Source organism: Klenkia sp. PcliD-1-E (assembly GCF_024124375.1).
Taxonomy (GTDB): domain Bacteria; phylum Actinomycetota; class Actinomycetes; order Mycobacteriales; family Geodermatophilaceae; genus Klenkia.
Genome location: NZ_JAMXRZ010000033.1, coordinates 1 through 24,523, shown reverse-complemented (window position 1 = coordinate 24,523; position 24,523 = coordinate 1). Strand labels below are relative to the sequence as shown.

Genomic DNA, 24,523 nt, shown 5'->3' with positions numbered 1-24,523 from the left:
TCAGGACGGCAGCGCGAACCGGCCGTCGTCGGTCTGCACGACCAGGCCGTCGACCAGCAGCGAGTCCAGGCACCGGCCGCGCTGCACCGCGTCGTCCCAGACGGCGTCCAGCGCGGGCTGCTCGACGGGACCGGTGGCGGCGCGCAGCACGTCCAGCAGCCGGCCGCGCACCTGCCGGTCCGTGCCGGCGAACCGCTGCACCTTCCGCGGGGGTCCGTCGTGGGCGGGGGACCCGGCCAGCCGCCACGCGCACAGCTCCCGCACCGGGCACACCCCGCAGCGGGGTGCGCCGGCCACGCAGACCAGCGCGCCGAGCTCCATGACCGCGACGGAGAACCGCACCGCCCGGTCGTGGTCGGCCGGCGCCAGCTCGGCGACGTCGGCGAGGTCGGAGGTGCGGGCGGGGGCGGCCTCGGCCCGGCCGTGCACCAGCCGGGCCACCACCCGGCGCACGTTGGTGTCGACCACCGGCTGGCGCTGCCCGTACCCGAAGCAGGCGACCGCCCGGGCGGTGTAGCTGCCGATGCCGGGCAGGGACTCCAGCACCGCGACGTCGTCGGGCACCACGTCGCCGTGGTCGGCCGCGATGGCGGCCGCGGCGGCCTGCAGGCGCAGCGCGCGCCGGGGGTAGCCGAGCTTGCCCCAGGCCCGGATGACCTCGCCGGTGGGCTCGGCGGCCAGTGCCGAGGGCCGGGGCCAGCGCGCCAGCCACTGCCGCCAGACCGGCTCCACCCGGGCCACCGGGGTCTGCTGCAGCATCACCTCGCTGACCAGCACCGCCCACGCGTCGACGCCCGGCTGCCGCCACGGCAGATCGCGGGCGGCGGAGGCGTACCAGTCGACGATCGCGTCGCCGGGGGACGGGGTGGTCACGGGGCACCAGTGTCCCAGTCGCCGCGGCAGCCCTGTCCCCGTTCCACCGCCCTCGGCGAGCCGCCCCGGCACCGGGGCCGGTCGCCGATACCGTCACCGACGTGCTGCACCCGGTCGGCGAGCTGCCCGCGGGCGTCTACTGGCGTCGGCGGGCCCTCGTGCTGGGCGCCCTGCTGTCGGTGGTCGGCGGGGGCAGCTGGCTGGCGGTGTCGGCCACCGCGACCCCCGACGGCTCGGGGACGGTCACCGCGAGCGCGACGCAGACCGCGGCGGGCGTGCCGTCGCTGGAGCAGGTGGTGCCCTCGCTGGCCGCCGTCGTCGTGCCCTCGTCGGCCCCGGTGCCCGAGCAGGAGGCGACCGCCGCCCCGGAGCCCACCGCCGCACCGGTGGTGGAGACCGCGCCGGCCGCGCCGCAGTACACCGCCGGCCAGGCCTGCACCGACGACATGATCGCCGTCGACGTGGTGCCCGAGGCGCCGCAGGCCGCGGCGGCCAGCAAGCCGACCTTCACCCTGGTGGTCACCAACACCTCGCCGGTGCCGTGCACCCGCAGCCTGGATGCCGGGCTGCGCGAGGTCGTGCTGCTCGACGCGGCCGGCACCCGCGTGTGGGGCAGCAACGACTGCTTCCCCGAGGTCAGCAGCGACCCGCGCACCCTCGCCGTCGGCGAGGCGGTCAGCATCCCCATCCAGTGGGGCGGCCTGACCAGCACCCCGGGCTGCAGCACGCCGCGGACCGCCCCGGCGCCGGGCAGCTACACGCTGCAGGGCCGGCTGGACACCAAGGTCGGCACCCCGGCGGCGTTCGTCGTCGGCTAGCTGTAGCGGTCGAGGATCGAGGTCTCGGCCAGCCGCGACAGCCCCTCGCGGATGCCGCGGGCGCGGGCCTCGCCGACGCCGTCCACGCTGAGCAGGTCCTCGATGGTGGCGGCGAGCAGCTTCTGCAGGCCACCGAAGTGGGTGACCAGCCGGTCGATGATGCCCGCGGGCAGCCGCGGCACCCGGGCCAGCAGCCGGTAGCCGCGCGGGCTGACCGGGGAGTCCAGGGCGTCGGGCGAGGTGGGCAGGCCGTAGCAGCGGGCCACCGCGGACAGGTCGAGCAGCTCGGTGGCGCTCAACGCCCGCAGGTCGGTGAGCACCTGCTCCCCGGCCGGGGCACGCCGGCCGTCGGCGGGCAGGTAGTCGCGGACCAGCAGCCCCCGGTCCTCCTCGACGCCGGCCAGCATCTCGTCCAGCTGCAGGGCCAGCAGCCGGCCGTCGGTGCCGAGCTCGATGACGAACCCCTCGATCTCGTCGGCGATCCGGCGGACCATCTCCAGCCGCTGGCTCACGCTCATGGCGTCGCGGACGGTGACCAGGTCCTCGATCTCCAGGGCCGAGAGCGTGCTGGCCACCTCGTCGAGGCGGAGCTTGTAGCGCTCGAGGGCCGCCAGCGCCTGGTTCGCGCGGGCCAGGATGGTGGTCGGGTGCTCCAGGGTGTAGCGCCGGCCGGCCACGTACACCGAGATGATGTGCATCGACTGGCTGACCGAGATCACCGGGAACCCGGTCTGCAGGGCCACCCGTTCGGCGGTGCGGTGCCGGGTGCCCGACTCCTCGGTGGGGATGGTCGGGTCGGGCATGAGGTGCACGCCGGCCCGGACGATGCGCAGGCCGTCGGCGGAGACGATGACCGCGCCGTCCATCTTGGCCAGCTCGCGCAACCGGGTGGCCGACAGCGCGACGTCGAGGGCGAACCCGCCGGTGCACAGGGACTCGACCACGCCGTCGTAGCCCAGGACGATGAGCGCGCCGGTGCGACCGGCGAGGATCCGCTCCAGGCCGTCGCGCAGGGCGGTGCCCGGGGCGATGCGCCCGAGCAGTTCGCGCAGGGCGACGTCGGGGTCCAGGGCGGGCACGGGTTGCTCCTGACGTGGGCGGGACGGCTGCGCCGAGTCTAGGTGACCGGCCTGGGCGGGGCTGGCCGCGCGGTCTCCCCGTGACCGGCCGGTGACCTGCCGCCGCCCGGCTCAGAACAGGCGGTTCAGCAGGGCACCCAGGTCGGGCACCTCGACCACCCGCAGGCCGCGCGGCACCGGGCCCGGGTCGGGCGGGACGACGGCGAGCGTGTAGCCCTGCCGGGCGGCCTCGGCCAGCCGGCGGCCGATCCCGCCCACCCGGCGGACCTCCCCGGACAGCCCGACCTCGCCGAAGGCGACCATGCCCACCGGCAGCGCCTTGTCCTTGGCCGAGGAGGCGATGGCCAGGGCGACGGCCATGTCGGCCGCGGGCTCCAGGATGCGCACCCCGCCGACGGAGGCGGCGAACACGTCGGACCCGCCCAGGGGCACCCCGCCCCGCCGCTCGACCACCGCGTTGATCATCGCCAGCCGCTGCGGGTCCAGGCCGCTGACCGCCCGCCGCGGCGAGCCACCGCCGTTGTTCGTGGCCACCAGCGCCTGCACCTCGGCCAGCAGCGGGCGGCTGCCCTCCATGGTTACCGTGACACTGCTGCCGGCCACCGGGGCAGCGCGCTTGGAGACGAACAGGTGGGAGGGGTCGGGGACGCCGACCACGCCGCCGTCGCCGATCTCGAAGCAGCCGATCTCGTCGGCCGGGCCGAACCGGTTCTTGGTGGCCCGCACCAGCCGCAGCGTGGAGTGCCGCTCGCCGTCGAAGCTGATGACCACGTCGACGAGGTGCTCCAGGGCCCGGGGCCCGGCGATCGCGCCGTCCTTGGTCACGTGGCCGACCAGGATGACGGTCATGCCGCGGGCCTTGGCCACCCCGGTGAGCGCGCTGGCCACCGCGCGGACCTGGGTGGCGCCGCCGTCGGTGCCGTCGACGGCGGGGGAGCGCACGGTCTGCACGCTGTCGAGGACCAGCAGGGAGGGGTTGACCTCCTCGACGTGGGAGAGCACCGCGGACAGCTCTGTCTCCGCGGCCAGGAACAGGTGCGGGTGCAGGGCCCCGATGCGCTCGGCCCGCAGCCGCACCTGGGCCGCGGACTCCTCGCCCGAGACGACCAGGGTGGGCCCGTGGGCCTCGGCCACCCGGTGGGCGACCTCGAGCAGCAGGGTGGACTTGCCCACCCCGGGCTCGCCGGCGACCAGCAGCACGGCGCCGGGCACCAGGCCCCCGCCCAGGACGCGGTCGAACTCGCCGATGCCGGTGGGCACCGCGCGGGAGCCCTCGAGCTCGACCTGGGCGATCGGCCGGGCCCGGCCGCTGACCGGGCCGGGGGCCACGGCGCGCAGACCGCCCGAGGCGCCGCCGCCGACCTCGGACAGGGTGCCCCAGGCCTGGCACTCGGGGCAGCGGCCCACCCAGCGCGGCGAGGTGGCCCCGCACTCGCTGCAGCGGTGGGCGGGGCGGGACTTCACGACGGTGGGCGGCACGACCCCATGGTGGACCGGGGGTACGACAGAACCGCGGAGGTCACCCCTCGGCGGCGCCGCCCTCGTCGTGGAAGTCGAACTGCTCGCCGCGGGGCAGGTCGAGCGAGGGGGTGCCGACCAGGACGGGGAGGGTGACCTCGCCGGCGTCGCGGAAGGTGAAGGTGACCTCGAGCGACTGGGCCGGGGTGAGGGCCTCGGTGAGCCCGGTCAGCGTGACCTGGGGACCGCCGTCGCCGACGTAGACGTTGCTGCCGGCCGGGATGGTGAACCCGGTGGGGGAGGCGTCGCCCGAGGCGGTGGGGTCGACGACCTCGTAGGACTCGAAGCCCGGGCCCGAGATGTCGGTCAGCTCGTCGTCGGAGGTGCCGGAGTTGGCGATGGCGACCAGCAGCCGCGCGTCGCCGCCCTCCTCGTAGACCCCGCTCTGCGGGTAGGCGGTGGTGGCCGTGCGCAGGTGGATGCTGCCGAGGTCGGCCTGGCCGCCGCGGATGTCCCGCTCCTGGGTGGCGGTCTGGGCGATCTGGCCGGCACTGCAGGCCGACAGCACCGCCGGGGACAGCACCAGCACACCGATCGTGGCGGCGCGCAGCACGCGGTTCACGGCGGGAGACCTCCTCCGGCAACCGGTGGGCACCGGGTGCGTTCGTCCAACTCGAGTCGCGGGCAGCGTATCGGTCTGCCCACGATGCGCGCGTGGCGGTGACCGGCGTGGCTGACGACGACCCCGGGGAGGACCCGGCACTGGCCGACTTCCCGGCCCGCGCGCCGGACACCCGGCGGTGGTGCTTCGCCGACCAGCTCGGCCCGCACTTCCTGGACGACCCGCACCAGGAGGTGCTGCTGGTCGAGTCCCGCGCGGTGTTCCGGCGGCGCCGGTTCCACCGGCAGAAGGCCCACCTGCTGCTGTCGGCGCTGCGCCACCGGGCGGCCGAGCTGGGCGACCAGGCCCGCTTCCTGCAGACCACCACCTACGGCGAGGCCCTGGACGCCGTCGACGAGCCGCTGAGCGTCTGCGCGCCCACGACCTGGCCGGCGCGGGACTTCGTGCTGGCCCGCGACGGCGTCCAGGTGCTCGCCTCGCGCGGCTTCGTCACCGACGAGCAGACGTTCCGCCGCTGGGCGTCCGGCCGCGGCGGCGACGGGGGCAAGCGGCTGCTGATGGACGACTTCTACCGGGCCGCCCGCCAGCACCACGACGTCCTGATGGAGGGTGGCGAGCCCACCGGCGGGAAGTACAACTTCGACCACGACAACCGGGAGCCGCCGCCGAAGGATGGCAGCTCGCCCGCGCCGGAGCCGTGGATCCCGGCCGAGGACGAGATCGACGAGCAGGTGCGGGCCGACCTCGACCGCTGGGAGGCCGACGGCGACGTCTGCTTCGTCGGCGACGACGGGCCCCGGCTGTTCCCGGTCACCCGGCGGGAGACCCTGCACCGGCTGCGCGACTTCCTGGCCCACCGGCTGGCCGCCTTCGGCCCGCACGAGGACGCGATGCTCGCCGGCGAGCCGTGGCTGGCGCACTCGCTGCTGTCGGCGCCGATGAACCTGGGTCTGGTCGACCCGGCCGAGGTGGTGCAGCGGGCGGAGAAGGCCTACCGCGACGAGGGCCTGCCGCTGAACTCGGTGGAGGGGTTCGTCCGGCAGGTGATGGGCTGGCGGGACTACATCTGGCACCTGTACTGGCACCTGGGCCGGGACTACCGGCACGGCAACGCCCTGGGCGCGCACGCCGAGGTGCCGGCCTGGATGGCCGAGCTGGACACCACCGACCTGGACGCCGCGTGCCTGTCCGGGGTGGTCGGCGACCTGCGCTCGCGCGGCTGGCTGCACCACATCCCCCGGTTGATGGTGCTGGGCAACTACGCGCTGCAGCGGGGGATCGAGCCGCTGGCGATGACCGACTGGATGCACCGCACCTTCGTCGACGCCTACGACTGGGTGATGGTGCCCAACGTGGTGGGCATGAGCCAGCACGCCGACGGGGGCGTGCTGGCCACCAAGCCCTACGCGGCGGGCGGTGCCTACATCGACCGGATGAGCGACTACTGCGGTGGCTGCCGGTACGACCCGAAGAAGCGGCTGGGGGAGGACGCCTGCCCGTTCACCGCCGGCTACTGGGGGTTCCTGGACCGGGTCGAGGACACCCTGGCCGGCAACCGGCGGATGGCCCAGCCGCTGGCCGGCCTGCGGCGCCTGAAGGACCGCGAGGCGGTCGTGGAGCAGGAGCAGCAGCGGGGGACCGACCCCTACTGAACGGCACCGCCACCGACGAGCAGCAGGACGACGTCGACCACCGTCAGCAGCATCACCGCCGGGAACGCCGCCGCCCGGAACCGGGCGGTGCCGGCGAGGGCGGCCACCACCAGGGCGGGGACGGCGACCACCAGCGCGACCCAGCCCACCACCGACGGCGGACCGGCCGGGCCGAGCACCAGCACCAGCGATGCCGCCCCGAGCAGACCCGCGGCGACCAGGGCGGAGACGGTGGCGCCGAGCCGGTGCGGGAGCCCGCGCACGCCGGTGGCCGCGTCGTCCTCCAGGTCGGGGGCGACGTTGGCCAGGTGCGCGGCCCCGCCGAGCAGCGCGCCCGCCGCGACCAGCCACCACGGCGCCACCGGGGTGCCCGGCGCGGCGGCCACGACGCCGGCGGGCAGCAGCCCGAAGGCCACCAGGTAGGGCAGCATCGAGGCCGCCGTCCGCTTCAGGCCCGCGTTGTAGGCCCAGCCGCCGGCCACGACGCCCAGCAGCAGCACCCCGGGCGCGGGGCCCAGGGCCAGGGAGAGCACGACGGCCAGGACGACGGCGGCCAGCGCGGCGGCGCGCAACCGCGCGGGCGTGACCAGCCCCTGCACGGTCGGCTTGTCCGCCCGGGCGACCGCGGCGTCGCGCCCGGCGTCCAGCCAGTCGTTGCTCCACCCGATGGAGGCCTGCCCGGCCAGCACGGCGAGCCCGACCAGGGCGGTGCGGGCGGCCCCGGCGCCCGACGCGAGGGCGAGCAGGGTGGCCACCGCGGTGACCGCGACGGTGGGCCCGAGGTGGGTCGCCAGCGCCATCGCCGTGACGGCGCGCACAGGCCCCGACCGGGGCCGCTCGCCCGGCACACGCACACCAACCACCCCTCTGTCAACCCCTCCCTGACCAGCGACAAGCCCCTGACCTGCACGTTTGGCAGGACCAACCAGTTCTTCCCCACCTGTCCCGTGGTATTCTGGGCGACAGCGAAAGGGGTCACACACACATGGGCTTCACTGTCGGCGAGACCGTCGTCTACCCGCACCACGGCGCAGCGCTCATCGAGGCGATCGAGAAGCGGACCATCAAGGGTGAGGAGAAGGCCTACCTCGTGCTCAAGGTCGCCCAGGGCGACCTGACCGTACGGGTCCCGGCCGACAACGCGGAGATCGTGGGTGTCCGCGACGTCGTCGGCCAGGAGGGCCTGAACAAGGTCTTCGAGGTGCTGCGTGCCCCGCACACCGAGGAGCCGACCAACTGGTCGCGCCGCTACAAGGCCAACCTCGAGAAGCTGGCCTCCGGTGACGTGAACAAGGTGGCCGAGGTCGTCCGCGACCTCTGGCGCCGTGACAAGGACCGCGGCCTGTCGGCCGGGGAGAAGCGGATGCTGTCCAAGGCCCGCCAGATCCTGGTCAGCGAGCTCGCGCTCGCCGAGGGCACCAACGAGGACAAGGCCGAGGTGCTGCTCGACGAGGTCCTCGCCAGCTGACCTCCCGCACCGCTCGTCCGAGGGGCCCCCGACCACCTGGTCGGGGGCCCCTCGTGCATCCGGGAGACTGCCCGCATGCAGCTGCCGCTGGTCGGGGTCGGGGTCGACGTGCACGCCCTGGAGGCGGGTCGCCCGCTGTGGGTGGCCGGCCTGCACTGGCCCGGGGCCGAGGCCGGGCTGGCCGGGCATTCCGACGGCGACGTCGTGGCCCACGCCGCCTGCGACGCGCTGCTGAGCGCCTCGGGGGTCGGCGACCTCGGCGGGGTGTTCGGCACCTCGCGCCCGGAGTACGCCGGCGCCTCGGGGCTCACTCTGCTGGCCGAGACCGCCCGGCTGGTCCGCGCGGCCGGGTTCGACGTCGGCAACGTCGCCGTCCAGCTGGTCGGGAACACCCCGCGGCTGAGCGGCCGGCGCGCCGAGGCCGTGCAGGTCCTCGAGGAGGCGCTGGGTGCCGTCGTCCGGCTGACCGCGACCACCACCGACCGGCTCGGCCTCACCGGTCGCGGCGAGGGCCTGGCCGCCGTCGCCACCGCGCTGGTCGTCGCCCGGGCCTGACCCGGACCTCTCCCACCCCGTGCGCACCCGCGCCCGGGGCCCCCGGGGTGCCCGCGCGCGGCAGCCGCGGCGGTGCCTCTTGCATCGGTGTGGTCCACCCCATACATTCCCTGGGCAGACGTGCAAACCGTTGTCACAAATGTGCAGACCAGGGAGTTCGTCATCACTGCCATCGCGCACCAGCCGCCTGTCCAGGACGGCCGCCCCGTCGCGCCGTCCAGCGACCCCACGACCGCCCGCACCTCGCTGGCCACCATGTGGAAGATCCGCCGCTTCGAGGAGGCCGTCGACGACCTGTTCGCCCGGGGCCTGATGCACGGCACCATGCACCTGTCGATCGGCCAGGAGGCCAGCGCGACCGGTGTGTGCCTGGCCCTCCGCGAGCGCGACGCCATCACCAGCACCCACCGGGGCCACGGCCACTGCATCGCGCAGGGAGCCGACCTGACCCGGATGATGGCCGAGCTGCTGGCCAAGGAGAGCGGCTACTGCCGCGGCCGCGGCGGCTCGATGCACATCGCCGACGTCGCCACCGGCAACCTCGGCGCCAACGGCATCGTCGGCGGCGGCATCCCGATCGCCGCCGGTGCGGCGCTGGCCTACAAGATGCGCGGCGAGGACCGCGTGGTCGCGAGCTTCTTCGGCGACGGCGCGACCAACGAGGGCGCCTTCCACGAGGGCCTCAACCTGGCCGCGATCTGGGACCTGCCGGTGGTCTTCGTGTGCGAGAACAACAAGTACGGCATGAGCTTCTCCACCGAGTTCTCGATGGCCGTGCCGCACGTGGCCGAGCGCGCCGCGGCCTACGGCATGCCCGGCGTCACCGTCGACGGCAACGACCTCGACGCGGTGCACGCCGCGGCCGCCGAGGCCGTCGACCGCGCCCGGGGCGGCGGCGGCCCGACCCTGATCGAGGCCGAGACCTACCGCTGGAAGGGCCACAGCAAGAGCGACAAGAACCTCTACCGCACCCGCGAGGAGATCGCGGAGTGGCGCGAGCGCGACCCCATCGTCGCCTTCGAGACGAAGGTGACCGGGTCCGGTCTGCTCACCGCGGACGACGTCGCGGCCGCCCGCGACGAGGCCACCGAGGCCGTCAAGGCCGCCGTCCGCGAGGCCAACTCCGGGGTCGACGCCGACCCCGGTGACCTGCTCGACGCCGTCTTCGCCCCCGCCGACACCCAGGACGTGACCCGATGACCGCCACCGCGCAGGACGCAGCCGCGAGCACCGCCGCCGCGCGCGGCGAGATGACCTACTCCGAGGCCATCCGCGAGGGCCTGGCCGAGGCCATGGCCGCCGACGACCGCGTCTTCATGCTGGGCGAGGACGTCGGGGTCTACGGCGGGGCCTTCGGGGTGAGCGGTGACCTGGTGCACCGGTTCGGCAAGGAGCGGGTGCGCGACACCCCCATCTCCGAGCTCGGCATCGTGGGGGCCGCCGTCGGTGCCGCGCTGGCCGGCATGCGGCCGATCGTGGAGATCCAGTTCTCCGACTTCACCTGCCAGGCGATGGACCAGATCGTCAACCAGGCCGCCAAGATCCACTTCATGCTCGGAGGGGCGGTGTCGGTGCCCATGGTGCTGCGCACCCCGCTGGGCTCGGGCACCGGCGCCGCGGCGCAGCACTCGCAGAGCCTGGAGGCGTGGTTCGCCCACGTGCCCGGCCTCAAGGTGGTCATGCCCAGCACCGTGTCCGAGGTGAAGGGCCTGCTGCTGGCCGCCATCGACGACCCCAACCCCGTCGTGTTCCTCGAGCACAAGCTGCTCTACCGCACCAAGGGCGTCGTCCCCGCCGGCGCGGACCGCGTGCCGCTGGGGAAGACGGTCGTCCGCCGCCAGGGCGCCGACCTGACCATCGTGGCCACCGGCGTGATGGTGGGCCGCAGCCTGGAGGCCGCCGAGCGGCTGGCCGCCGAGGGCATCGAGGCCACCGTCGTCGACCCGGTCACCCTCACCCCGCTGGACGAGGCGCCCATCCTGGACGCCGTCCGCCGCACCGGACGTGTCCTGCTGGTGCAGGAGGCCCCCGGGCACGTCGGCTACATGGGCGAGATCGCCGCCCGGATCGCCGGCTCGTCGGCGATCTACAGCCTCGAGGCGCCGATCAAGCGGCTGTGCGGGCTCGACGCGCCCATGCCCTACGCCCCGGCGCTGGAGTCGGCGATGGTCCCGCAGCTGGACGACGTCGTGACCACCGCCCGCGCGCTCGCCACCCAGGAGGCCTGAGCCGTGGCGCGTGTGCCCGTCCGCATGCCCAAGATGTCGATGACCATGACCGAGGGCGAGCTGTCGCACTGGGCCATCGGCGTCGGCGACGAGATCGCCTCCGGCGACGTGATCTGCGAGGTGCTCACCGACAAGGTGGACATGGAGGTCGAGAGCCCGGCCACCGGCACCCTCGTGGAGATCGTCCACGAGTCGGGGATCGTGCCCGTCGGCGAGCCGATCGGCTGGATCGAGGCCGACGGCGACTCCTTCACCGACCTGCTCGACTTCGGTGACCCCGCGGAGCCGGCCGCCGCCGGCGACGAGCTGGGCTCCGACGGCGCCGACGCACCCACCCCCGAGCCGCAGCAGGCGCCCGCGCCCGCACCGGCGACCGCGGGGGCGGCGTCGACCGGTCCGGTCGCGGCGGTCCCGAAGGCCCGGGCCATGGCGTCCGAGGCCGGTGTCGACCTGCGGTCGATCACCCCGACCGGCCCCGGCGGCGTGGTGTCCATCGCCGACGTGCAGGGTGCCATCGACGCCGCTGCGCAACCGGCCGCGGAGGTGCCCGCCGCCGAGGCCCCGGCCGCGGCCAAGCCGCTGACCCCGCCGCAGCGCAAGCGGGCCGCAGCGCAGGCCCAGTCGGCCCCGGTGCCCGAGCCGGCCCCCGCACCGGTGCCCGCGCCGGCGCCGGTGGCGCCAGCTGCCCCGGCCACCGGGCAGGTCAGCGCCAAGGTCGCGGCGGTCCGGCGGGCCGTGGCCCGCAAGATGACCGAGAGTGCGGCCATCCCGCAGTTCACGGTCTGGCGGGACCTGGTGCTCGACACCGCGGACGGGCACCGCGACGGGTTGTCCTGGACCACGGTGCTGCTGCAGAGCTACGCCCGCGCGCTGCTGCAGGTGCCGCGGCTGCTCGACCGCTGGGACGGCGAGAACGCGGTGCCCACCGGCGGACCGGTCGTCGCGCTGGCGGTGGACACCCCCGAGGGGCTCATGGTGCCGACCTTCACCGCACCCGAGAGCCAGAACCCGCGCAGGCTCGACGAGGACCTGCGCGCGGTGGCGGGGGCAGCCCGCACGGGCAAGGTCGACGCCGCGCACCAGGCGGTGGCCAACGCCAGCCTGTCCAACCTGGGCGGCCTCGGCGTCGACCGGTTCCAGGCCCTGATCACCCCTCCGCAGGGCAGCGTGCTCGCCCTGGGGTCGATCAGCCGCCGCCCGGTCGCCGTCCCCGGCGGCATCGGCACCGCGCTGGTGGTCACCGCGGGCCTGACCGTCGACCACCGGGTCGGCGACGGCGCCGACGGCGCCCGGTTGCTCGCCCTCATGGCCGACGACCTGGCCTGACCCACGCGGGCGCGAGGACGCCCCCACGCGCCGCAGGCCGTCCCCGTGCCGGCCTGCGGCGCCCCGCCTACCCCCTCCCGGGCCGACGACGTCCTGGGAGGGCCCGCCCCGGTCGCGCCGCCGTCGCCGCGCCCGGGGCCTCGGCGTGCCCGGACCCGGGAGTCGCGTGCGCACAGATGTGCAGAAAATCTGGAAATAGGTGCGTCAGGTACTTGCGGGTGGTCCCTGTCACATGCCACTGTGCGTCGCGCAACAACGTGCACAACGGTGCAGACGCGATGGACGGAGGTGACGATGCCTGCTCCCCGAGATCTGGAGCTCCTGGTGGCCGCGGCCCGGCTGTACTACCTGGAGAACCAGTCGCAGGCCGAGGTGGCCCAGCGGCTGGGCACCAGCCGCAGCAACGTCTCCCGCATGCTCGCATCCGCCGTCGAGCAGGGCGTCGTCGAGATCCGGGTGAACGACCCGGCCGGCCGCGACCGCGAGCTCGAGGAGGCCCTGCGCACCCGCTTCGGCCTGCGCGCCGTCCGCGTCGCCCAGCGCACCGCCGCCGGCGACGCCGACCAGCAGGTCGGCGTCCAGGCCGGCCGGCTGCTGCTCGACGAGCTGCACGACGGCATGGTCGTCGCGCTGTCGTGGGGGAGCGCCCTGCAGTCGATGGTCTGGCACACCACCGCCGAGCACGACTACGCGGTCAAGCTGGTCCAGCTCGTCGGCGGGCTGTCCGCCGTGGAGAACGAGGTCTCCGGCCACGAGCTGGTCCGCGAGCTCGCCTCCCGGCTGGGCGCCACCTACCGCTACCTGCACGCCCCGGCGACGCTGACCACCGCCGCCGCCCGCGACGCCCTCGCCGAGGAGGCCAGCGTCGAGCAGGCCCTGGCCGAGGCCCGGCGGGCCGACATCGCCTTCGTCGGCATCGGCACCCCGGCCCACGGGTCGTCGGCGGCCATCCTCTCCGCGCTCGCCCTCGACGCCGAGGAGGCCTCGCAGCTGCGCAAGGCCGCCCCGGTCGGCGACATCGCCGCCCGCTACTTCGACGCGGACGGCAACCCCGTCCTGGGCGCGGTGCACGAGCGGGTGCTCGCCGTGACCCTCTCCGACCTCGCCGCCATCCCCACCGTCGTCGGCGTCGCCTGCGGCCGGGTCAAGGCCGCCGGCGTCCTGGGTGCCCTGCGCGGGCGCCTGGTCGACGTCCTGGTGTGCGACGAGAGCCTGGCCCGCGCCGTCCTGGCACTGGCCCGCGACACCGACCGCACGTCCGACACCGACGAGAGCGAGGCACTGCGATGAGCTGGGCGATCCTGCTGGTCCCCGTCGTCCTGGGGACCGTCCTGCAGCTGTGGCTGACCAGCAAGCAGACCACCGCCTGGGCCCGGGAGCTGCGCCGCCTGCGGCCCCTGGGCGCCACCGCCGTCGGCGCCGGCGGGCGCCGCTACCGCGGGGGTCGCGCGTTCGTCGCGATCGCGGTGGCCGACAAGCGCATCACCGGCGCCTTCACCCTCCGCGGGTTCACCACCTTCGCCCGGCCCACCCCGCTGGACGCCCTGGTCGGCGTCCGGCTGGCGGTGGTCGCCGGCGACCGGCCCGTCGAGGGCCTCACCAAGCCCGAGCGGGAAGCCGCTCGACAGGCCGCGGAGATGCTCCGCGCCGCCCTGGCCGGCCGTCCCGGCGCCACCAGCACCACCGGGACGACGGCCTCCACCCCCGCGGGGGTGTCCAGCCCGGCGTGACCCGCCGGGGTCCCACCCCGCACGACCACCGCACCACCGCCCGACCGACCCACCGCACCACGGGAACGGTCTCCCCGCCGTGCCCACCCGCCCCCACCACCCCTGCCACGCATCCCTAGGAGGGACGCACGCATGTCAGTACTGGCAGCCACGGACACCTCGCAGGCACAGGACCCCACCGGCTTCTTCGGTGTCCTCGCCCACGCCGCCGAGTGGTTCATCGGCCTCTTCCAGGCGGGCGCGACGAACTTCGTCGGCCTGCTCACCGGGATCATCCCGCTGCTCATCGTCCTGCTGACCGCCGTCAACGCCCTGGTCAGGGCGATCGGCGTCGAGCGCATCGAGCGCTTCGGCGAGCTCGCCGCCCGCCCCGGCATCCAGTGGTACCCGGTCCGCTACCTGGTGCTGCCGGTCCTGTCGGTCTTCTTCCTGACCAACCCCATGTGCTACACGATGGGCCGGTTCCTCCCGGAGAAGTACAAGCCCGCCTTCTACGACTCCTCGGTGAGCTTCGTGCACCCGATCCTCGGCCTGTTCCCGCACGCCAACCCCGGTGAGCTGTTCGTCTACTACGGCATCGCCGCCGGCATCACCACCCTGGGCCTCGGCCTGGGTGACCTCGCCGTCCGCTTCCTGCTGGTCGGCATGGTCGTCATCCTCATCCGCGGTGTGGTCACCGAGCTCATCACCGCGCGTCTCCTGGCCCGCAACACCCGCACCGAGGGAGCCCTGGCGTGAGCACCGCAACCACCGAGAAGCCGGCGAAGAGCGGCAACGGCGTCGCGAGCAAGGCCAGCAGCCTCCTGGTCCGGGTCGGCAAGGCCGTCGGTGGCGTCGTCGGCGTCCTCTACCAGGCCGGCCGCGACACCATCGACACCGTCATCCGCAACATCATCCCGTTCATGGCCTTCGTCTCGGTCATCGTCGGGATCGTCAACTACACCGGCCTGGGCAACGCCCTGGCCAACGTCGTCGCCCCCCTGGCGTCGAACCTGATCGGCCTGCTGGCGATCTGCATCTTCTGCGCCATCCCGGTGCTGTCGCCGGTGCTCGGCCCCGGTGCGGTCATCGCGCAGGTCGTCGGCGTCCTGCTCGGCACCCGCATCGGCGCCGGGGACATCCCGCCGCAGTACGCCCTGCCGGCGCTGTTCGCCATCAACCCGCAGGTCGGCTGCGACTTCATCCCCGTCGGCCTGGCCCTGGGCGAGGCCGAGCCCGAGACCGTCGAGGCCGGCGTCCCGGCGGTGCTGTTCAGCCGCCTGGTCACCGGGCCGATCGCGGTCGTGATCGCGTACTTCGCCAGCTTCGGGATGTACTCGTCCAACTGACCCACCCGAGCACCACCGCAACGAAGAGGAGCACGAGATGCCCGAGTACAAGTCCGTCACCATCAGCAAGGGCCGCGGTGGATGGGGAGGCCCCCTCACCATCACCCCGACCGCCGACAAGCCGCTGATCTACAGCGTCACCGGCGGGGGCATCCACCCCGTGGCTGCCAAGATCGCCGAGCTGACCGGCGGCGAGGCCTTCGACGGCTTCAAGAGCTCCGCCCCGTTCGACAAGATCGCCGTGGCCGTCATCGACTGCGGCGGCACCGCCCGCGTCGGCGTCTACCCGATGAAGAAGGTCATGACCGTCGACGTGCACGCCACGTCGCCGTCGGGCCCGCTGGCCTCCTTCATCAAGGAGGACATCTTCGTCTCCGGCGTCGGCGTCGCGGACGTGGTCGAGAAGTGACCACCCCCGAGGTGACGGTGGAGGAGCAGGTCCTCTACTCCTCCACCGTCACCGCGGTCGGGGAGCAGGTCGGGATGTTCGTCTCCGACCACGGGATCCTGGTCCTGTTCGGTGCCGACTCCCCGGCCGAGCTGCACGACTTCTCCGCCCTGCACGAACCGACGGTGGCCAGCGCCGGCCCCCGCCCCGGCGACGTCGTCGAGCTGGGGGGCACCCGCATCCCCGTGCTCGCCGTCGGCGCGGTGGTCGAGGCCAACCTGGTCAACCTCGGCCACATCGACTTCAAGGCCAACGGTGCGACCGAGGCGGACATGCCCGGTGACTGCAACCTCCCCGTCGGCTCGCTCGTGCTCCCGCAGCCGGGCGACACCTTCCGCATCCTGCGACCGGCCGGTCCGGTCGCCACCCCCGAGGACGCCTCATGAGCTACAGCTCCCGTCTCGCCGCCCTGGCGGCGCAGCGCGGCCGTCCGGTCCGCATCGCCCTGGTCGGCGCCGGCCAGATGGGCCGCGGGTTCGCCGCCCAGGCCCACCGGATGACCGGCGTGCACGTCTCCGCCGTCGTCGACGTCGTCGCCGAGCGCGCGTCGGAGGCCCTGGTCGGCACCGGCCAGCAGCCGGTCATCAGCCACGACCTCGACGAGGTCGTCCGCGTGGTCGAGAGCGGGGGCGCCGTCGCCCTCGACGACCTGTCCATGCTCACCGACCTGCCCGTCGACGTCGTCGTCGAGGCCACCGGCGTGCCCGAGATCGGCGCGCAGGTCGCGGTCCGCTGCCTGCTGGCCGGCAAGCACATCGCCACGCTGAACGTCGAGTCCGACGTGACCATCGGCCGGCTGCTGCACGACCTGGCCCAGTCCTCCGGCGCGATCTACTCGATCTGCCGCGGCGACGAGCCCGTCGAGTGCAAGATCCTCGTCGACTACGCCCGTGACCTCTCCATGGAGGTCGTCATGGCGGGCAAGGGCAAGAACAACCCGCTGAACCCGTCGGCGACGCCCGCTTCGCTCACCGAGGAGGCGCAGCGCAAGGGCATGAACCCGAAGATGCTGTGCAGCTTCGTGGACGGCTCCAAGGCCATGATCGAGATGGCCGCGCTGGCCAACACCACGGGCCTGGGCGTCTCCACCCGCGGCATGCACGGCCCGGCGTCGACCGTCCCGACCCTGCAGGACACCTTCGCCCTCGTCGAGGACGGCGGCGTGCTGGAGAAGGCCGGCGTCGTGGACTACTGCACCGGCCCGGTGGCGCCCGGCGTGTTCGTCGTCGTCCGCACCGACGACCCCTACGTCAACCACGAGCTGTCCTACCTGCAGATGGGCACGGGCCCGTACTTCGCCCTCTACCGGCCCTACCACCTGGCCAGCGTCGAGGCCCCGCTCACGGTGGCCGAGATGGTCCTGGACAACCGTGCCAGCCTGACCTCGGAGTTCTGGACCGCCGAGGTCGGCGCGGTCGCCAAGAGCGACCTGGCCGCGGGCACCGTGCTCGAGGGCGTGGGCGGTGCGCACGTGCACGGCTTGATCGAGGACGCCGCGGACTTCGCCGCCGGCAACCGGGTGCCGCTGGGCGTCATCGCCCACGCCCGCCTGGTCCGGGACGTCAAGGCGGGGGAGTACCTCACCTACGACGACGTCGAGCTCGCGCAGGACTCGGTCATCGTCGCGCTGCGCAAGCTGCAGGACGCCACCCCGGCCGGCACCGCGCCGTCCGAGGCCGACCTGGTGGCCGCGCTGGGCGGCGTCCCCGCCTGAGCCCGGGCCCTACGCTGGCCGGGTGACGCGTGACCCGTCCCCGCCGCGGGCAGCCCTCGTGCTGCTCGCGGCGGGGACCGGTTCGCGGACGGGGCACCGCACCAACAAGGTGTTCCTGCCGCTGGCCGGCCGGCGGGTGTTCGTCTGGACCCTGGACGCCACCGCGCACGACCCCGGCATCGGGCCCGTGGTGCTGGTCGTGCGGGCCGACGAGGTCGAGGCCGCGCACACAGTGCTGGCCCGCGAGGCGGCCGGCCGCGACGTCCGCGTCGTCGTCGGGGGAGCCAGCCGGCACGCCTCGGAGTGGGCAGCGGTGCAGGAGCTGCTGCCGTCGATCGAGCGGGGGGAGGTGGACGTGGTGCTCATCCACGACGCCGCCCGCCCGCTGAGCGGTCCGGGCCTGTTCCGCGACGTCGCCGCGGCCGCCCGCCAGCACGGCGGGGCGGTCCCCGGCCGCCGACAGCCGGGCCTGCTGCACCGCGACGGGCTCGCCGTCCGCGCCGGGGAGGCCGTCGGCGTGCAGACCCCGCAGGGGTTCACCGCCCGCGAGCTGGTGGCGGCCTACCGGGCCGCCGCGGACGCCGGCTTCGAGGGCTCGGACACCGCCGCGAGCATCGAGCGGTTCGCCCCCGGGGTGCGCATCTGCAACGTGCCCGGCAGCTCGACCAACATCAAGATCACATACGCCGAGGACCTGTTCCTCGCCGAGGCGCTGCTCGCGCGGTCCTCGTTCGACGTCCGCCGGCTGGGACCCGGAGCGGCAGGGGGGAGCTGACGTGGAGCAGGAGTACGCCGAGCTGACCTGCACCGCCTGCGGGCGCACCGTGGAGCACGAGCTGCGGCACGTGGGCCGGCTGCTGGCCACCACCACCTGCACCGCCTGCGGCCACGTCGTGGAGGTCGTGCCCCGCTCGATGCTGACCGGCTACCTGCACGACCTCGAGCACCGGGTGACCAGCAAGCCGGTGCGGATGGCCCGCCGTGCCCGCCGCGACCCGCTGCGCTTCGCCCGCGAGCTGCCCGGGGCGCTGCTGCGCCAGCCCGGCAAGCTGCTCGCCGAGCTCGGCACGCTCATCCGCGGCCGCTGAGGCTCAGCGTTCCCGGAGCCGGCCGCGCAGCCCGTGCAGGCACTCCATCAGGACGACGTCGTCGGCGTCGGTGAGCCGCCGCCCGGCCGAGGGCACCTCGAAGGGCACCACCGTGCCCAGGCCGTCCAGCGCCTCGAGCACCGCGGTCAGGTCGGCCAGCCCGCCGGCGGTCGGCAACCGCGCCGCCAGCGCGTCGAGCAGTCCGGCGCCCACCGCGACGGGGGAGGCCAGTGCGCTGAGCGCGTCCCGGTCGACGGTGCCCACCACGGCGCCGTCGACGACCTCCTTGACCGTGTCGGTGACCGGCCGGACGCCGACCACCACCCCCCGGGGGCCGGCCGCGGCCAGCAGCTGCACCGCCTCCCGGACCGCCGACGCCGGCAGGAGCGGGCACAGCGCGTCGTGCAGCACCAGGCCCTCGGTGGCCAGCGACCGCCAGTGCTCCCCGGGGTGCAGGCCGAGCGCCCCGGCGGTGCCCCGGCCCAGCACCCGGACCTGCAGCGTCGCCACCGCGCCGAGGGTGTCGACCCCGTGGCCCAGCAGCGGCCGGCCCTGCAGGCGCAGCCCCGGGATGCCGGCGGGGTTCTCCACGACCAGGCCGAGCAGGCCGGTGCCCCGGGCGGGGCCGCGGGAGGGCGCGGAGGCGCCGGGCGTGGGCATCCTCTTCACGTTACTGAGCCCGCACGCCCGCACCGGAACCGGCGTCGGACCGCCCATCCGTAGACTCCCGGCGGTGGACCTCCGGCTGTACGACTCGGCCGCGCACGCCGTGCGCGACTTCACCCCCCTGCGGGCCGGCCGGGTGTCGATGTACGTCTGCGGGCTCACCGTCCAGGGCCCCCCGCACATCGGCCACGTCCGCGCCGCGCTGGCCTTCGACGTGCTGCGCCGTTGGTTCACCGCGCAGGGCCTGGAGGTCACCTTCGTCCGCAACGTCACCGACGTCGACGACAAGATCCTGACCAAGGCCGCAGCGTCCGGCACGGAGTGGTGGGACTGGGCCTACCGCAACGAGCTGGCCTGCACCCGCGCCTACCAGGTGCTGGGCACCCTGCCGCCCACCTACGAGCCCCGGGCCACCGGCCACGTGCCCGAGATGGTGGAGATGATCGGCCGGCTGGTCGAGCGCGGGCACGCCTACGCCGCCGGCGGCGACGTGTACTTCGACGTCCGGTCGTGGCCGTCCTACGGCGAGCTCACCGGGCAGAAGCTCGAGGACCTGCAGCCCGCCGGCGACGCCGACACCGACGACCTCAAGCGCGACCCCCGCGACTTCGCGCTGTGGAAGGCGCACAAGCCCACCGACCCGGCCACCGCCTCCTGGGACACCCCCTGGGGCCGTGGGCGGCCGGGCTGGCACCTGGAGTGCTCGGCCATGGCGCACAAGTACCTGGGCGAGGAGTTCGACATCCACGGCGGCGGGCTGGACCTGCGCTTCCCGCACCACGAGAACGAGCAGGCGCAGTCCCGCGCCGCCGGCGACCCGTTCACCCGGTACTGGCTGCACAACGGCTGGGTCACCCTGGGCGGGGAGAAGATGAGCAAGTCGATGGGCAACACCGCCCTGGTCGACGAGGTCGTCACCCGGGTCCGCCCGGTGGAGCTGCGCTACTACCTCGTCGCCCCGCACTACCGGTCGACCATCGAGTTCACCGACGCCGCGCTGGCCGAGGCCGGCGCCGCCTACCGCCGGCTGGAGTCCTTCGTCCGCCGCGCCGCCGAACGGGTCGGCACGGTCGAGGGCGGCCGGCTGCCCGACGCCTTCGTCGCCGCGCTCGACGACGACCTGGGGACGCCGGCCGCGGTCGCCGTCGCCCACGAGCACGCCCGGGCCGGGAACACCGCCCTGGCCGACGGCGACGACGCGGCGGTGGCCGCCGAGCTCGGCGCGGTGCGGGCGATGCTCGGCGTCCTGGGCCTGGACCCGCTGGACCCGCAGTGGGCCGCCGGTGGGGCCGACGACCGGCTGGCCGAGGTCACCGACGGGTTGGTGCGGCTGGCGCTGGACCAGCGCGCCGCCGCCCGGGCCCGCAAGGACTACGCGGCCGCGGACGCGATCCGCGACCAGCTGACCACCCTCGGCGTCGTCGTCGAGGACACCCCGTCCGGCCCCCGCTGGGAGCTCTCCCGGTGAGCCGGACAGCACGGAGAGAAGACTGATGGCAGGCAACAGCCAGCGCCGCGGCCGCACGAGCGGCGCGGGCAAGAAGGGCGCCACCGCCGGCACCGGCGGGCACGGGCGCCGGGGTCTGGCCGGGCGCGGCAACACCCCCAAGGCCGAGGACCGGCCCTACCACCCGGCGTTCAGGAAGGCCAAGGCCGCCGCCGCGCGGCGGGACAACCGGGCCCGGGTGGCCAAGCGCAACGAGGAGCAGCCCGAGCTGCTGCTGGGTCGCAACCCGGTCGTGGAGGCACTGCGCGCCGCCATCCCGGCGCAGGCGCTGTACGTCGTCACCGGCGACGGCAGCCGCGGCGGCACCGACGAGCGGATCGCCGAGGCCGTGCAGCTGGCCGCCGACCGCGGCCTGCCGCTGCTGGAGGTGGGCCGCGCGGAGTTCGACCGGATGAGCGACGGCGCCCTGCACCAGGGCATCGGGCTGATGGTCCCGCCCTACGACTACGCCCACCCCGACGACCTGCTCGACGTCGCGCGCGACGCCGGGCGGCCCCCGCTGGTGGTGGCCCTGGACGGCGTCACCGACCCCCGCAACCTGGGCGCGGTCGTGCGCTCGGCCGCGGCGTTCGACGCGCACGGCGTGGTCGTGCCGCAGCGGCGCGCGGTCGGCATGACCGCCTCGGCCTGGCGCACCTCCGCCGGCGCCGCCGCGCGGGTGCGGGTGGCGCGTGCCGTCAACCTGGCCCGCACGCTGGCCGCCTACCAGGACGCCGGCCTGCAGACGGTCGGCCTGGCCGGTGACGGCGACGTCGACCTGCACGCCTACGACGGCTTCGCCGACCCGGTCGCGCTGGTGGTCGGGGCCGAGGGCGCGGGCCTCTCCCGGCTGGTGCGCGAGCGGTGCGACGTCGTCGTCCGCATCCCGATGACCAAGGACACCGAGTCGCTCAACGTCAGCGTCGCGGCCTCCATCGCCCTCTACGCCGCGGCCTCCGCCCGACGGTGACCGCGCGGCCGGCGACGGCGCAGCGGCTGGACCTCGCGCCGCACCCGGAGGGCGGGTGGTTCCGGCGCACCTGGACGGGGCCGCCCGGGGGCGGTGGCCGCCCGCAGGCCACCGCGATCCTGTTCCTCCTGGCGCCGGGGGAGTCCTCGGCCCGGCACACCGTGGACGCCGACGAGCTGTGGCTCTGGCACGGTCCCGGTGCGCTCGAGCTGCACGTGGGGGAGGAGCGGGTGGTGCTGGACGCCGCGCACCCGCAGACCCTGGTCCCCGCCGGCGTGCCGCAGGCCACCGCGCCGGCCGCCGACGAGGTGCTGGTCAGCTGCGTGGTCTCGCCGGGCTTCCGGTGGTCGGGCTTCGCGCTGAGCTGATCACCGGCCGCGGCGTGGATCAGCTCAGCTGATCACGGTGCATCCTCCGCCACGGACGCCGGTGGCGGAGGATGCACGTTGCCCGTCCCACCTGATCCATGCCGCTCGGTGGGCTGGTCGCCGCTCGGTGGACCGGTCAGCCGATCAGCTGGCCGACGGTGTGGATGACCAGCCCGGCCAGGCCACCCACGACGGTGCCGTTGACCCGGATCCACTGCAGGTCCCGGCCCACCTGCAGCTCGATCCGCCGGCTGGTCTCCTCGGTGTCCCACCGGGCCACCGTGGTGCTGACCAGCTCGGCGGCGTCGCCGCTGAACCGGGTGACCGCCCAGCGGGCCGCGCGCACCGCCTGCTCCTGCACGGTCGCCCGCACCTGCTCGTCCTCCTGAAGCATCCGGGCGGCGCGCAGCAGCAGGTCGCCCACCCGGGCCCGCAGCGCGGAGTCCGGGTCGTCGGCGGCGGCCAGCAGCGCGGCCTTCGCGGTGCCCCACAGGCCGGCCGACCAGGTGCGCACCGCCGGGTGGTCGAGCAGGTCGGCCTTGGCGTCCTCCACCTTGGCCGCGGTGGCCGGGTCGGTGCGCAGCGCCTGCACGTAGGCGCGCAGCCGGGCGTCGTAGGAGCGACGCAGCTCGTGCTGCGGGTCCGCCCCCACCTCGGCCAGGAACCGCTGCACCCCGTCGAAGGCCCGCACGAACACCCGGTCGTCGACCCAGTCGGGCACCCACACCGGCGAGGCGTCGGACAGCTGCGCCCGGAACAGCGCCCGGTTGTCGCGCAGGAACCCGGCCAGCCCGGTCAACCCGGCCGAGAGCACGTCCTGGTGCTTGTCGCCCTCCACCACGGCCTCGATGACCCGGGCCAGCACGGGCGCGGCGGGGGTCTCGCGCGCCTTGCGGTCCACCAGCGACCCCAGCGCCTCCTGCACGACGTCGTCGTCCAGCAGGTCGAACAGCGCCCGGACGGCGACCCCGGCGTCCCCGGCCAGCCGCTGGGCGCGGCCCGGCGCGGCCAGGAAGTCCCCGATCCGGCCGGGGACGTCGACGGTCGCCAGCCGCTCGGAGACCACCGCGGCGGTCAGGAAGTTCTCCTGCACGAACGCACCCAGGCTGGTGCCGATCTGGTCCTTCTTGCGCGGGATGACCGCGGTGTGGGGGATGGGCAGCCGCAGCGGGTGCCGGAACAGCGCGGTGACGGCGAACCAGTCGGCCAGGGCACCGACCATGGAGGCCTCGGCGGTGGCCTCGACGTAACCGACCCAGGTGCGGTCCCCGCCCCACACCACGCAGGCCAGGTAGACCAGGGCAGCGGCTCCGAACAGCCCGGTGGCCAGGGTCTTCATCCGCCGCAGGTCCCGTGCGCGGGCCGGGTCGTCGAGCGCGCCGGTCAGCGGGACGGGGGGAGCCACCGGCCCAGGCTATGCAGCGGGGGCCGGTACCGCGGTCGCGGTACCGGCCCCCGAGAAGGACCCGACTGCCCCCACGGCACGTTGCGCGTGCCGCGGGGCCCTGCAGCCGGGCCGTTCCAGCAGGTCACCTAGCTGGACGCCGTGCCCAGCGTGACGTCGACCTGCTCGGTGCTGCTGCCCCGGCGGACGGTCAGGGTGACCTTCTGCCCCGGCGAGGCGCTGCGCACCGCGGCGGTCAGGTCGGTCGCGGTGGAGATCTCCCGGCTGCCGACCGCGGTGATGACGTCGCCGACCTGGATCCCGGCCTGCGCGGCCGGACCACCGTCGGCGACCTGGGCCACCTTCGCGCCCTCGCCGACCTCGGAGCCCTGCTCCGCGGCGGTCTGCGCACTCACCCCCAGCAGCGCGTGGGTGGCGCTGCCGGTCTGGATGATCTGCTGGGCGACCCGCTGGGCGGTGTCGGACGGGATGGCGAAGCCGACCCCGATGTTGCCGCTCTGCTGCTCCTGCGAGCTCTGGTTGGCCACCGAGGCGATCGCGGAGTTGATGCCGATCACCTCGCCGGCGGCGTCGACCAGCGCGCCGCCGGAGTTGCCCGGGTTGATCGCGGCGTCGGTCTGGATGGCGTCGATGACCGTGGTGTTCTGGTCCGAGCCGGTGGAGACCGCACGGTCCAGGGCGCTCACGATGCCGGTGGTGACGGTGTTGGACAGCCCCAGCGGGGCGCCGATGGCGACCGCCTGGTCGCCCACCTGCACCTTGCTCGAGTCGGCGAAGGTGGCCGGGGTCAGCCCCGAGGCACCCTCGAGCTTGATCACCGCGAGGTCCGAGGTCGGGTCGGTGCCCACGACCGTGGCGTCGTAGAGGGTGCCGTCCGACGTCGTCACCTGGACCGTCGCCTGGTCGGTGCTGCTGTCCAGGGTGACCACGTGGTTGTTGGTCAGCACGTAGCCGTCGGCGCTCATCACCACGCCCGACCCGGAGCCGGCGCTCTGCCCGCTGGTCACGTACACGGTGACCACGCTGGGGGCGGCCTTCGCGGCCGCGGCGGTCGCCGAGGTGGCGTCCTGCGGGTCGGTGATGACGACGTTCTGCGCTGCCGCCGTGGTCGCCGAGCCGCCGTGGTCGGCCACCGCGGAGCGGCCGTCGTTGGGCGGCGGGCCGGGGGTGAGCAGCGGCATCAGGTGCAGGTACCGGACGCCGAGGGACTCCAGGTAGGGCACCTTCGCCGCGACCGCGGC

27 protein-coding genes are annotated in these 24,523 nt (G+C 74.8%); 19 read left to right on the top strand and 8 right to left on the bottom strand.

Going from position 1 to position 24,523, the window contains the following annotated elements:
- The gene (locus tag NH342_RS08855) at nt 1-873 is read right to left on the bottom strand and encodes an A/G-specific adenine glycosylase (RefSeq protein ID WP_253013831.1); all 873 of its coding nucleotides are present in this window, start codon (nt 871-873) and stop codon (nt 1-3) included.
- Between the two features lie 101 nt (nt 874-974).
- Here NH342_RS08855 and NH342_RS08850 point away from each other — a divergent pair, with 101 nt between their 5' ends.
- Nucleotides 975-1,691 carry a MucR family transcriptional regulator gene (locus tag NH342_RS08850; RefSeq protein ID WP_253013829.1) on the top strand — a complete coding sequence of 239 codons (717 nt, stop codon included), beginning with the start codon at nt 975-977 and terminating at the stop codon, nt 1,689-1,691.
- Here NH342_RS08850 and disA read toward each other — a convergent pair.
- The 3 genes from disA to NH342_RS24155 all read right to left on the bottom strand — a co-directional run bounded on the left by disA (nt 1,688) and on the right by NH342_RS24155 (nt 4,850).
- Nucleotides 1,688-2,770 (bottom strand): DNA integrity scanning diadenylate cyclase DisA, encoded by a 1,083-nt coding sequence (gene disA / locus NH342_RS08845; RefSeq protein ID WP_253013827.1) that lies wholly within the window; start codon nt 2,768-2,770, stop codon nt 1,688-1,690. The genes NH342_RS08850 and disA overlap by 4 nt on opposite strands.
- Nucleotides 2,771-2,881: 111 nt before the next feature.
- Nucleotides 2,882-4,249, bottom strand: coding sequence for a DNA repair protein RadA (radA, locus tag NH342_RS08840; protein WP_253013825.1), 1,368 nt, complete (start codon nt 4,247-4,249; stop codon nt 2,882-2,884).
- A gap of 40 nt (nt 4,250-4,289) precedes the next feature.
- A complete protein-coding gene (locus NH342_RS24155; protein ID WP_253013823.1) occupies nt 4,290-4,850 on the bottom strand; it encodes a copper chaperone PCu(A)C in 561 nt (186 codons plus the stop codon).
- A gap of 107 nt (nt 4,851-4,957) precedes the next feature.
- On the opposite strand from NH342_RS24155, the gene NH342_RS08830 reads away from it, so the two are divergent.
- Nucleotides 4,958-6,502: a cryptochrome/photolyase family protein gene (locus tag NH342_RS08830; protein ID WP_253013821.1), complete on the top strand. Its 1,545-nt coding sequence runs from the start codon at nt 4,958-4,960 to the stop codon at nt 6,500-6,502.
- On the opposite strand, the gene NH342_RS08825 is transcribed toward NH342_RS08830, so the two are convergent.
- A complete protein-coding gene (locus NH342_RS08825; RefSeq protein WP_253013819.1) occupies nt 6,496-7,320 on the bottom strand; it encodes a UbiA family prenyltransferase in 825 nt (274 codons plus the stop codon). The genes NH342_RS08830 and NH342_RS08825 overlap by 7 nt on opposite strands.
- 167 nt (nt 7,321-7,487) lie before the next feature.
- Here NH342_RS08825 and NH342_RS08820 point away from each other — a divergent pair, with 167 nt between their 5' ends.
- From NH342_RS08820 to NH342_RS08755, 14 genes are all read left to right on the top strand, one after another.
- Nucleotides 7,488-7,970: a CarD family transcriptional regulator gene (locus NH342_RS08820; protein ID WP_091057700.1), complete on the top strand. Its 483-nt coding sequence runs from the start codon at nt 7,488-7,490 to the stop codon at nt 7,968-7,970.
- A gap of 75 nt (nt 7,971-8,045) precedes the next feature.
- Nucleotides 8,046-8,525: a 2-C-methyl-D-erythritol 2,4-cyclodiphosphate synthase gene (gene ispF / locus NH342_RS08815; protein ID WP_253013817.1), complete on the top strand. Its 480-nt coding sequence runs from the start codon at nt 8,046-8,048 to the stop codon at nt 8,523-8,525.
- Between the two features lie 141 nt (nt 8,526-8,666).
- Nucleotides 8,667-9,725: a thiamine pyrophosphate-dependent enzyme gene (locus NH342_RS08810; protein ID WP_253013815.1), complete on the top strand. Its 1,059-nt coding sequence runs from the start codon at nt 8,667-8,669 to the stop codon at nt 9,723-9,725.
- A complete protein-coding gene (locus tag NH342_RS08805; protein ID WP_253013813.1) occupies nt 9,722-10,753 on the top strand; it encodes an alpha-ketoacid dehydrogenase subunit beta in 1,032 nt (343 codons plus the stop codon). The genes NH342_RS08810 and NH342_RS08805 overlap by 4 nt, the downstream gene beginning before the upstream one ends.
- Nucleotides 10,754-10,756: 3 nt before the next feature.
- Entirely contained in the window at nt 10,757-12,079 is a 1,323-nt protein-coding gene (locus NH342_RS08800) for a 2-oxo acid dehydrogenase subunit E2 (RefSeq protein ID WP_253013811.1), read from the top strand.
- Nucleotides 12,080-12,373: 294 nt separating this feature from the next.
- Nucleotides 12,374-13,369 (top strand): sugar-binding transcriptional regulator, encoded by a 996-nt coding sequence (locus NH342_RS08795; protein WP_253013809.1) that lies wholly within the window; start codon nt 12,374-12,376, stop codon nt 13,367-13,369.
- On the top strand, nt 13,366-13,809 hold the full coding sequence (locus NH342_RS08790; protein WP_253013806.1) for a transcriptional regulator GutM: 444 nt from the start codon (nt 13,366-13,368) through the stop codon (nt 13,807-13,809). The genes NH342_RS08795 and NH342_RS08790 overlap by 4 nt, the downstream gene beginning before the upstream one ends.
- 132 nt (nt 13,810-13,941) lie before the next feature.
- Nucleotides 13,942-14,547, top strand: a complete 606-nt coding sequence (locus NH342_RS08785; protein ID WP_253013804.1) for a PTS glucitol/sorbitol transporter subunit IIC — start codon at nt 13,942-13,944, stop codon at nt 14,545-14,547.
- Complete coding sequence (locus tag NH342_RS08780; RefSeq protein WP_253013802.1) at nt 14,544-15,137, top strand: hypothetical protein; 594 nt, start codon at nt 14,544-14,546, stop codon at nt 15,135-15,137. Before NH342_RS08785 ends, NH342_RS08780 begins: the two co-directional genes overlap by 4 nt.
- Before the next feature lie 37 nt (nt 15,138-15,174).
- Nucleotides 15,175-15,546 (top strand): hypothetical protein, encoded by a 372-nt coding sequence (locus tag NH342_RS08775; protein ID WP_253013800.1) that lies wholly within the window; start codon nt 15,175-15,177, stop codon nt 15,544-15,546.
- Entirely contained in the window at nt 15,543-15,971 is a 429-nt protein-coding gene (locus NH342_RS08770) for a PTS glucitol/sorbitol transporter subunit IIA (RefSeq protein ID WP_253013798.1), read from the top strand. Before NH342_RS08775 ends, NH342_RS08770 begins: the two co-directional genes overlap by 4 nt.
- Entirely contained in the window at nt 15,968-17,299 is a 1,332-nt protein-coding gene (locus NH342_RS08765; protein ID WP_253013796.1) for an NAD(P)H-dependent oxidoreductase, read from the top strand. The genes NH342_RS08770 and NH342_RS08765 overlap by 4 nt, the downstream gene beginning before the upstream one ends.
- Nucleotides 17,300-17,321: 22 nt before the next feature.
- On the top strand, nt 17,322-18,074 hold the full coding sequence (locus tag NH342_RS08760) for a 2-C-methyl-D-erythritol 4-phosphate cytidylyltransferase (RefSeq protein WP_253013794.1): 753 nt from the start codon (nt 17,322-17,324) through the stop codon (nt 18,072-18,074).
- 1 nt (nt 18,075) lies between these two features.
- A complete protein-coding gene (locus NH342_RS08755; RefSeq protein WP_253013792.1) occupies nt 18,076-18,387 on the top strand; it encodes a hypothetical protein in 312 nt (103 codons plus the stop codon).
- Between the two features lie 3 nt (nt 18,388-18,390).
- Here the strand turns inward: NH342_RS08755 and NH342_RS08750 are convergent, their stop codons facing one another.
- Nucleotides 18,391-19,047, bottom strand: a complete 657-nt coding sequence (locus NH342_RS08750; RefSeq protein ID WP_253013790.1) for a 2-C-methyl-D-erythritol 4-phosphate cytidylyltransferase — start codon at nt 19,045-19,047, stop codon at nt 18,391-18,393.
- Nucleotides 19,048-19,120: 73 nt separating this feature from the next.
- Here NH342_RS08750 and cysS point away from each other — a divergent pair, with 73 nt between their 5' ends.
- Genes cysS through NH342_RS08735 form a run of 3 tightly spaced genes read left to right on the top strand, consistent with a single transcriptional unit; the run spans nt 19,121 to nt 21,877 of the window.
- Nucleotides 19,121-20,521: a cysteine--tRNA ligase gene (gene cysS / locus NH342_RS08745; RefSeq protein WP_253013788.1), complete on the top strand. Its 1,401-nt coding sequence runs from the start codon at nt 19,121-19,123 to the stop codon at nt 20,519-20,521.
- A 25-nt stretch (nt 20,522-20,546) separates the two neighbouring features.
- Nucleotides 20,547-21,509 carry a 23S rRNA (guanosine(2251)-2'-O)-methyltransferase RlmB gene (gene rlmB, locus NH342_RS08740; protein WP_253013786.1) on the top strand — a complete coding sequence of 321 codons (963 nt, stop codon included), beginning with the start codon at nt 20,547-20,549 and terminating at the stop codon, nt 21,507-21,509.
- The gene (locus tag NH342_RS08735) at nt 21,506-21,877 is read left to right on the top strand and encodes a cupin domain-containing protein (RefSeq protein ID WP_253013784.1); all 372 of its coding nucleotides are present in this window, start codon (nt 21,506-21,508) and stop codon (nt 21,875-21,877) included. The genes rlmB and NH342_RS08735 overlap by 4 nt, the downstream gene beginning before the upstream one ends.
- A gap of 136 nt (nt 21,878-22,013) precedes the next feature.
- On the opposite strand, the gene NH342_RS08730 is transcribed toward NH342_RS08735, so the two are convergent.
- On the bottom strand, nt 22,014-23,282 hold the full coding sequence (locus tag NH342_RS08730) for a DUF445 domain-containing protein (protein ID WP_253013782.1): 1,269 nt from the start codon (nt 23,280-23,282) through the stop codon (nt 22,014-22,016).
- Between the two features lie 128 nt (nt 23,283-23,410).
- Complete coding sequence (locus NH342_RS08725) at nt 23,411-24,463, bottom strand: S1C family serine protease (protein WP_374209419.1); 1,053 nt, start codon at nt 24,461-24,463, stop codon at nt 23,411-23,413.
- Nucleotides 24,464-24,523 lie beyond the last annotated feature (60 nt).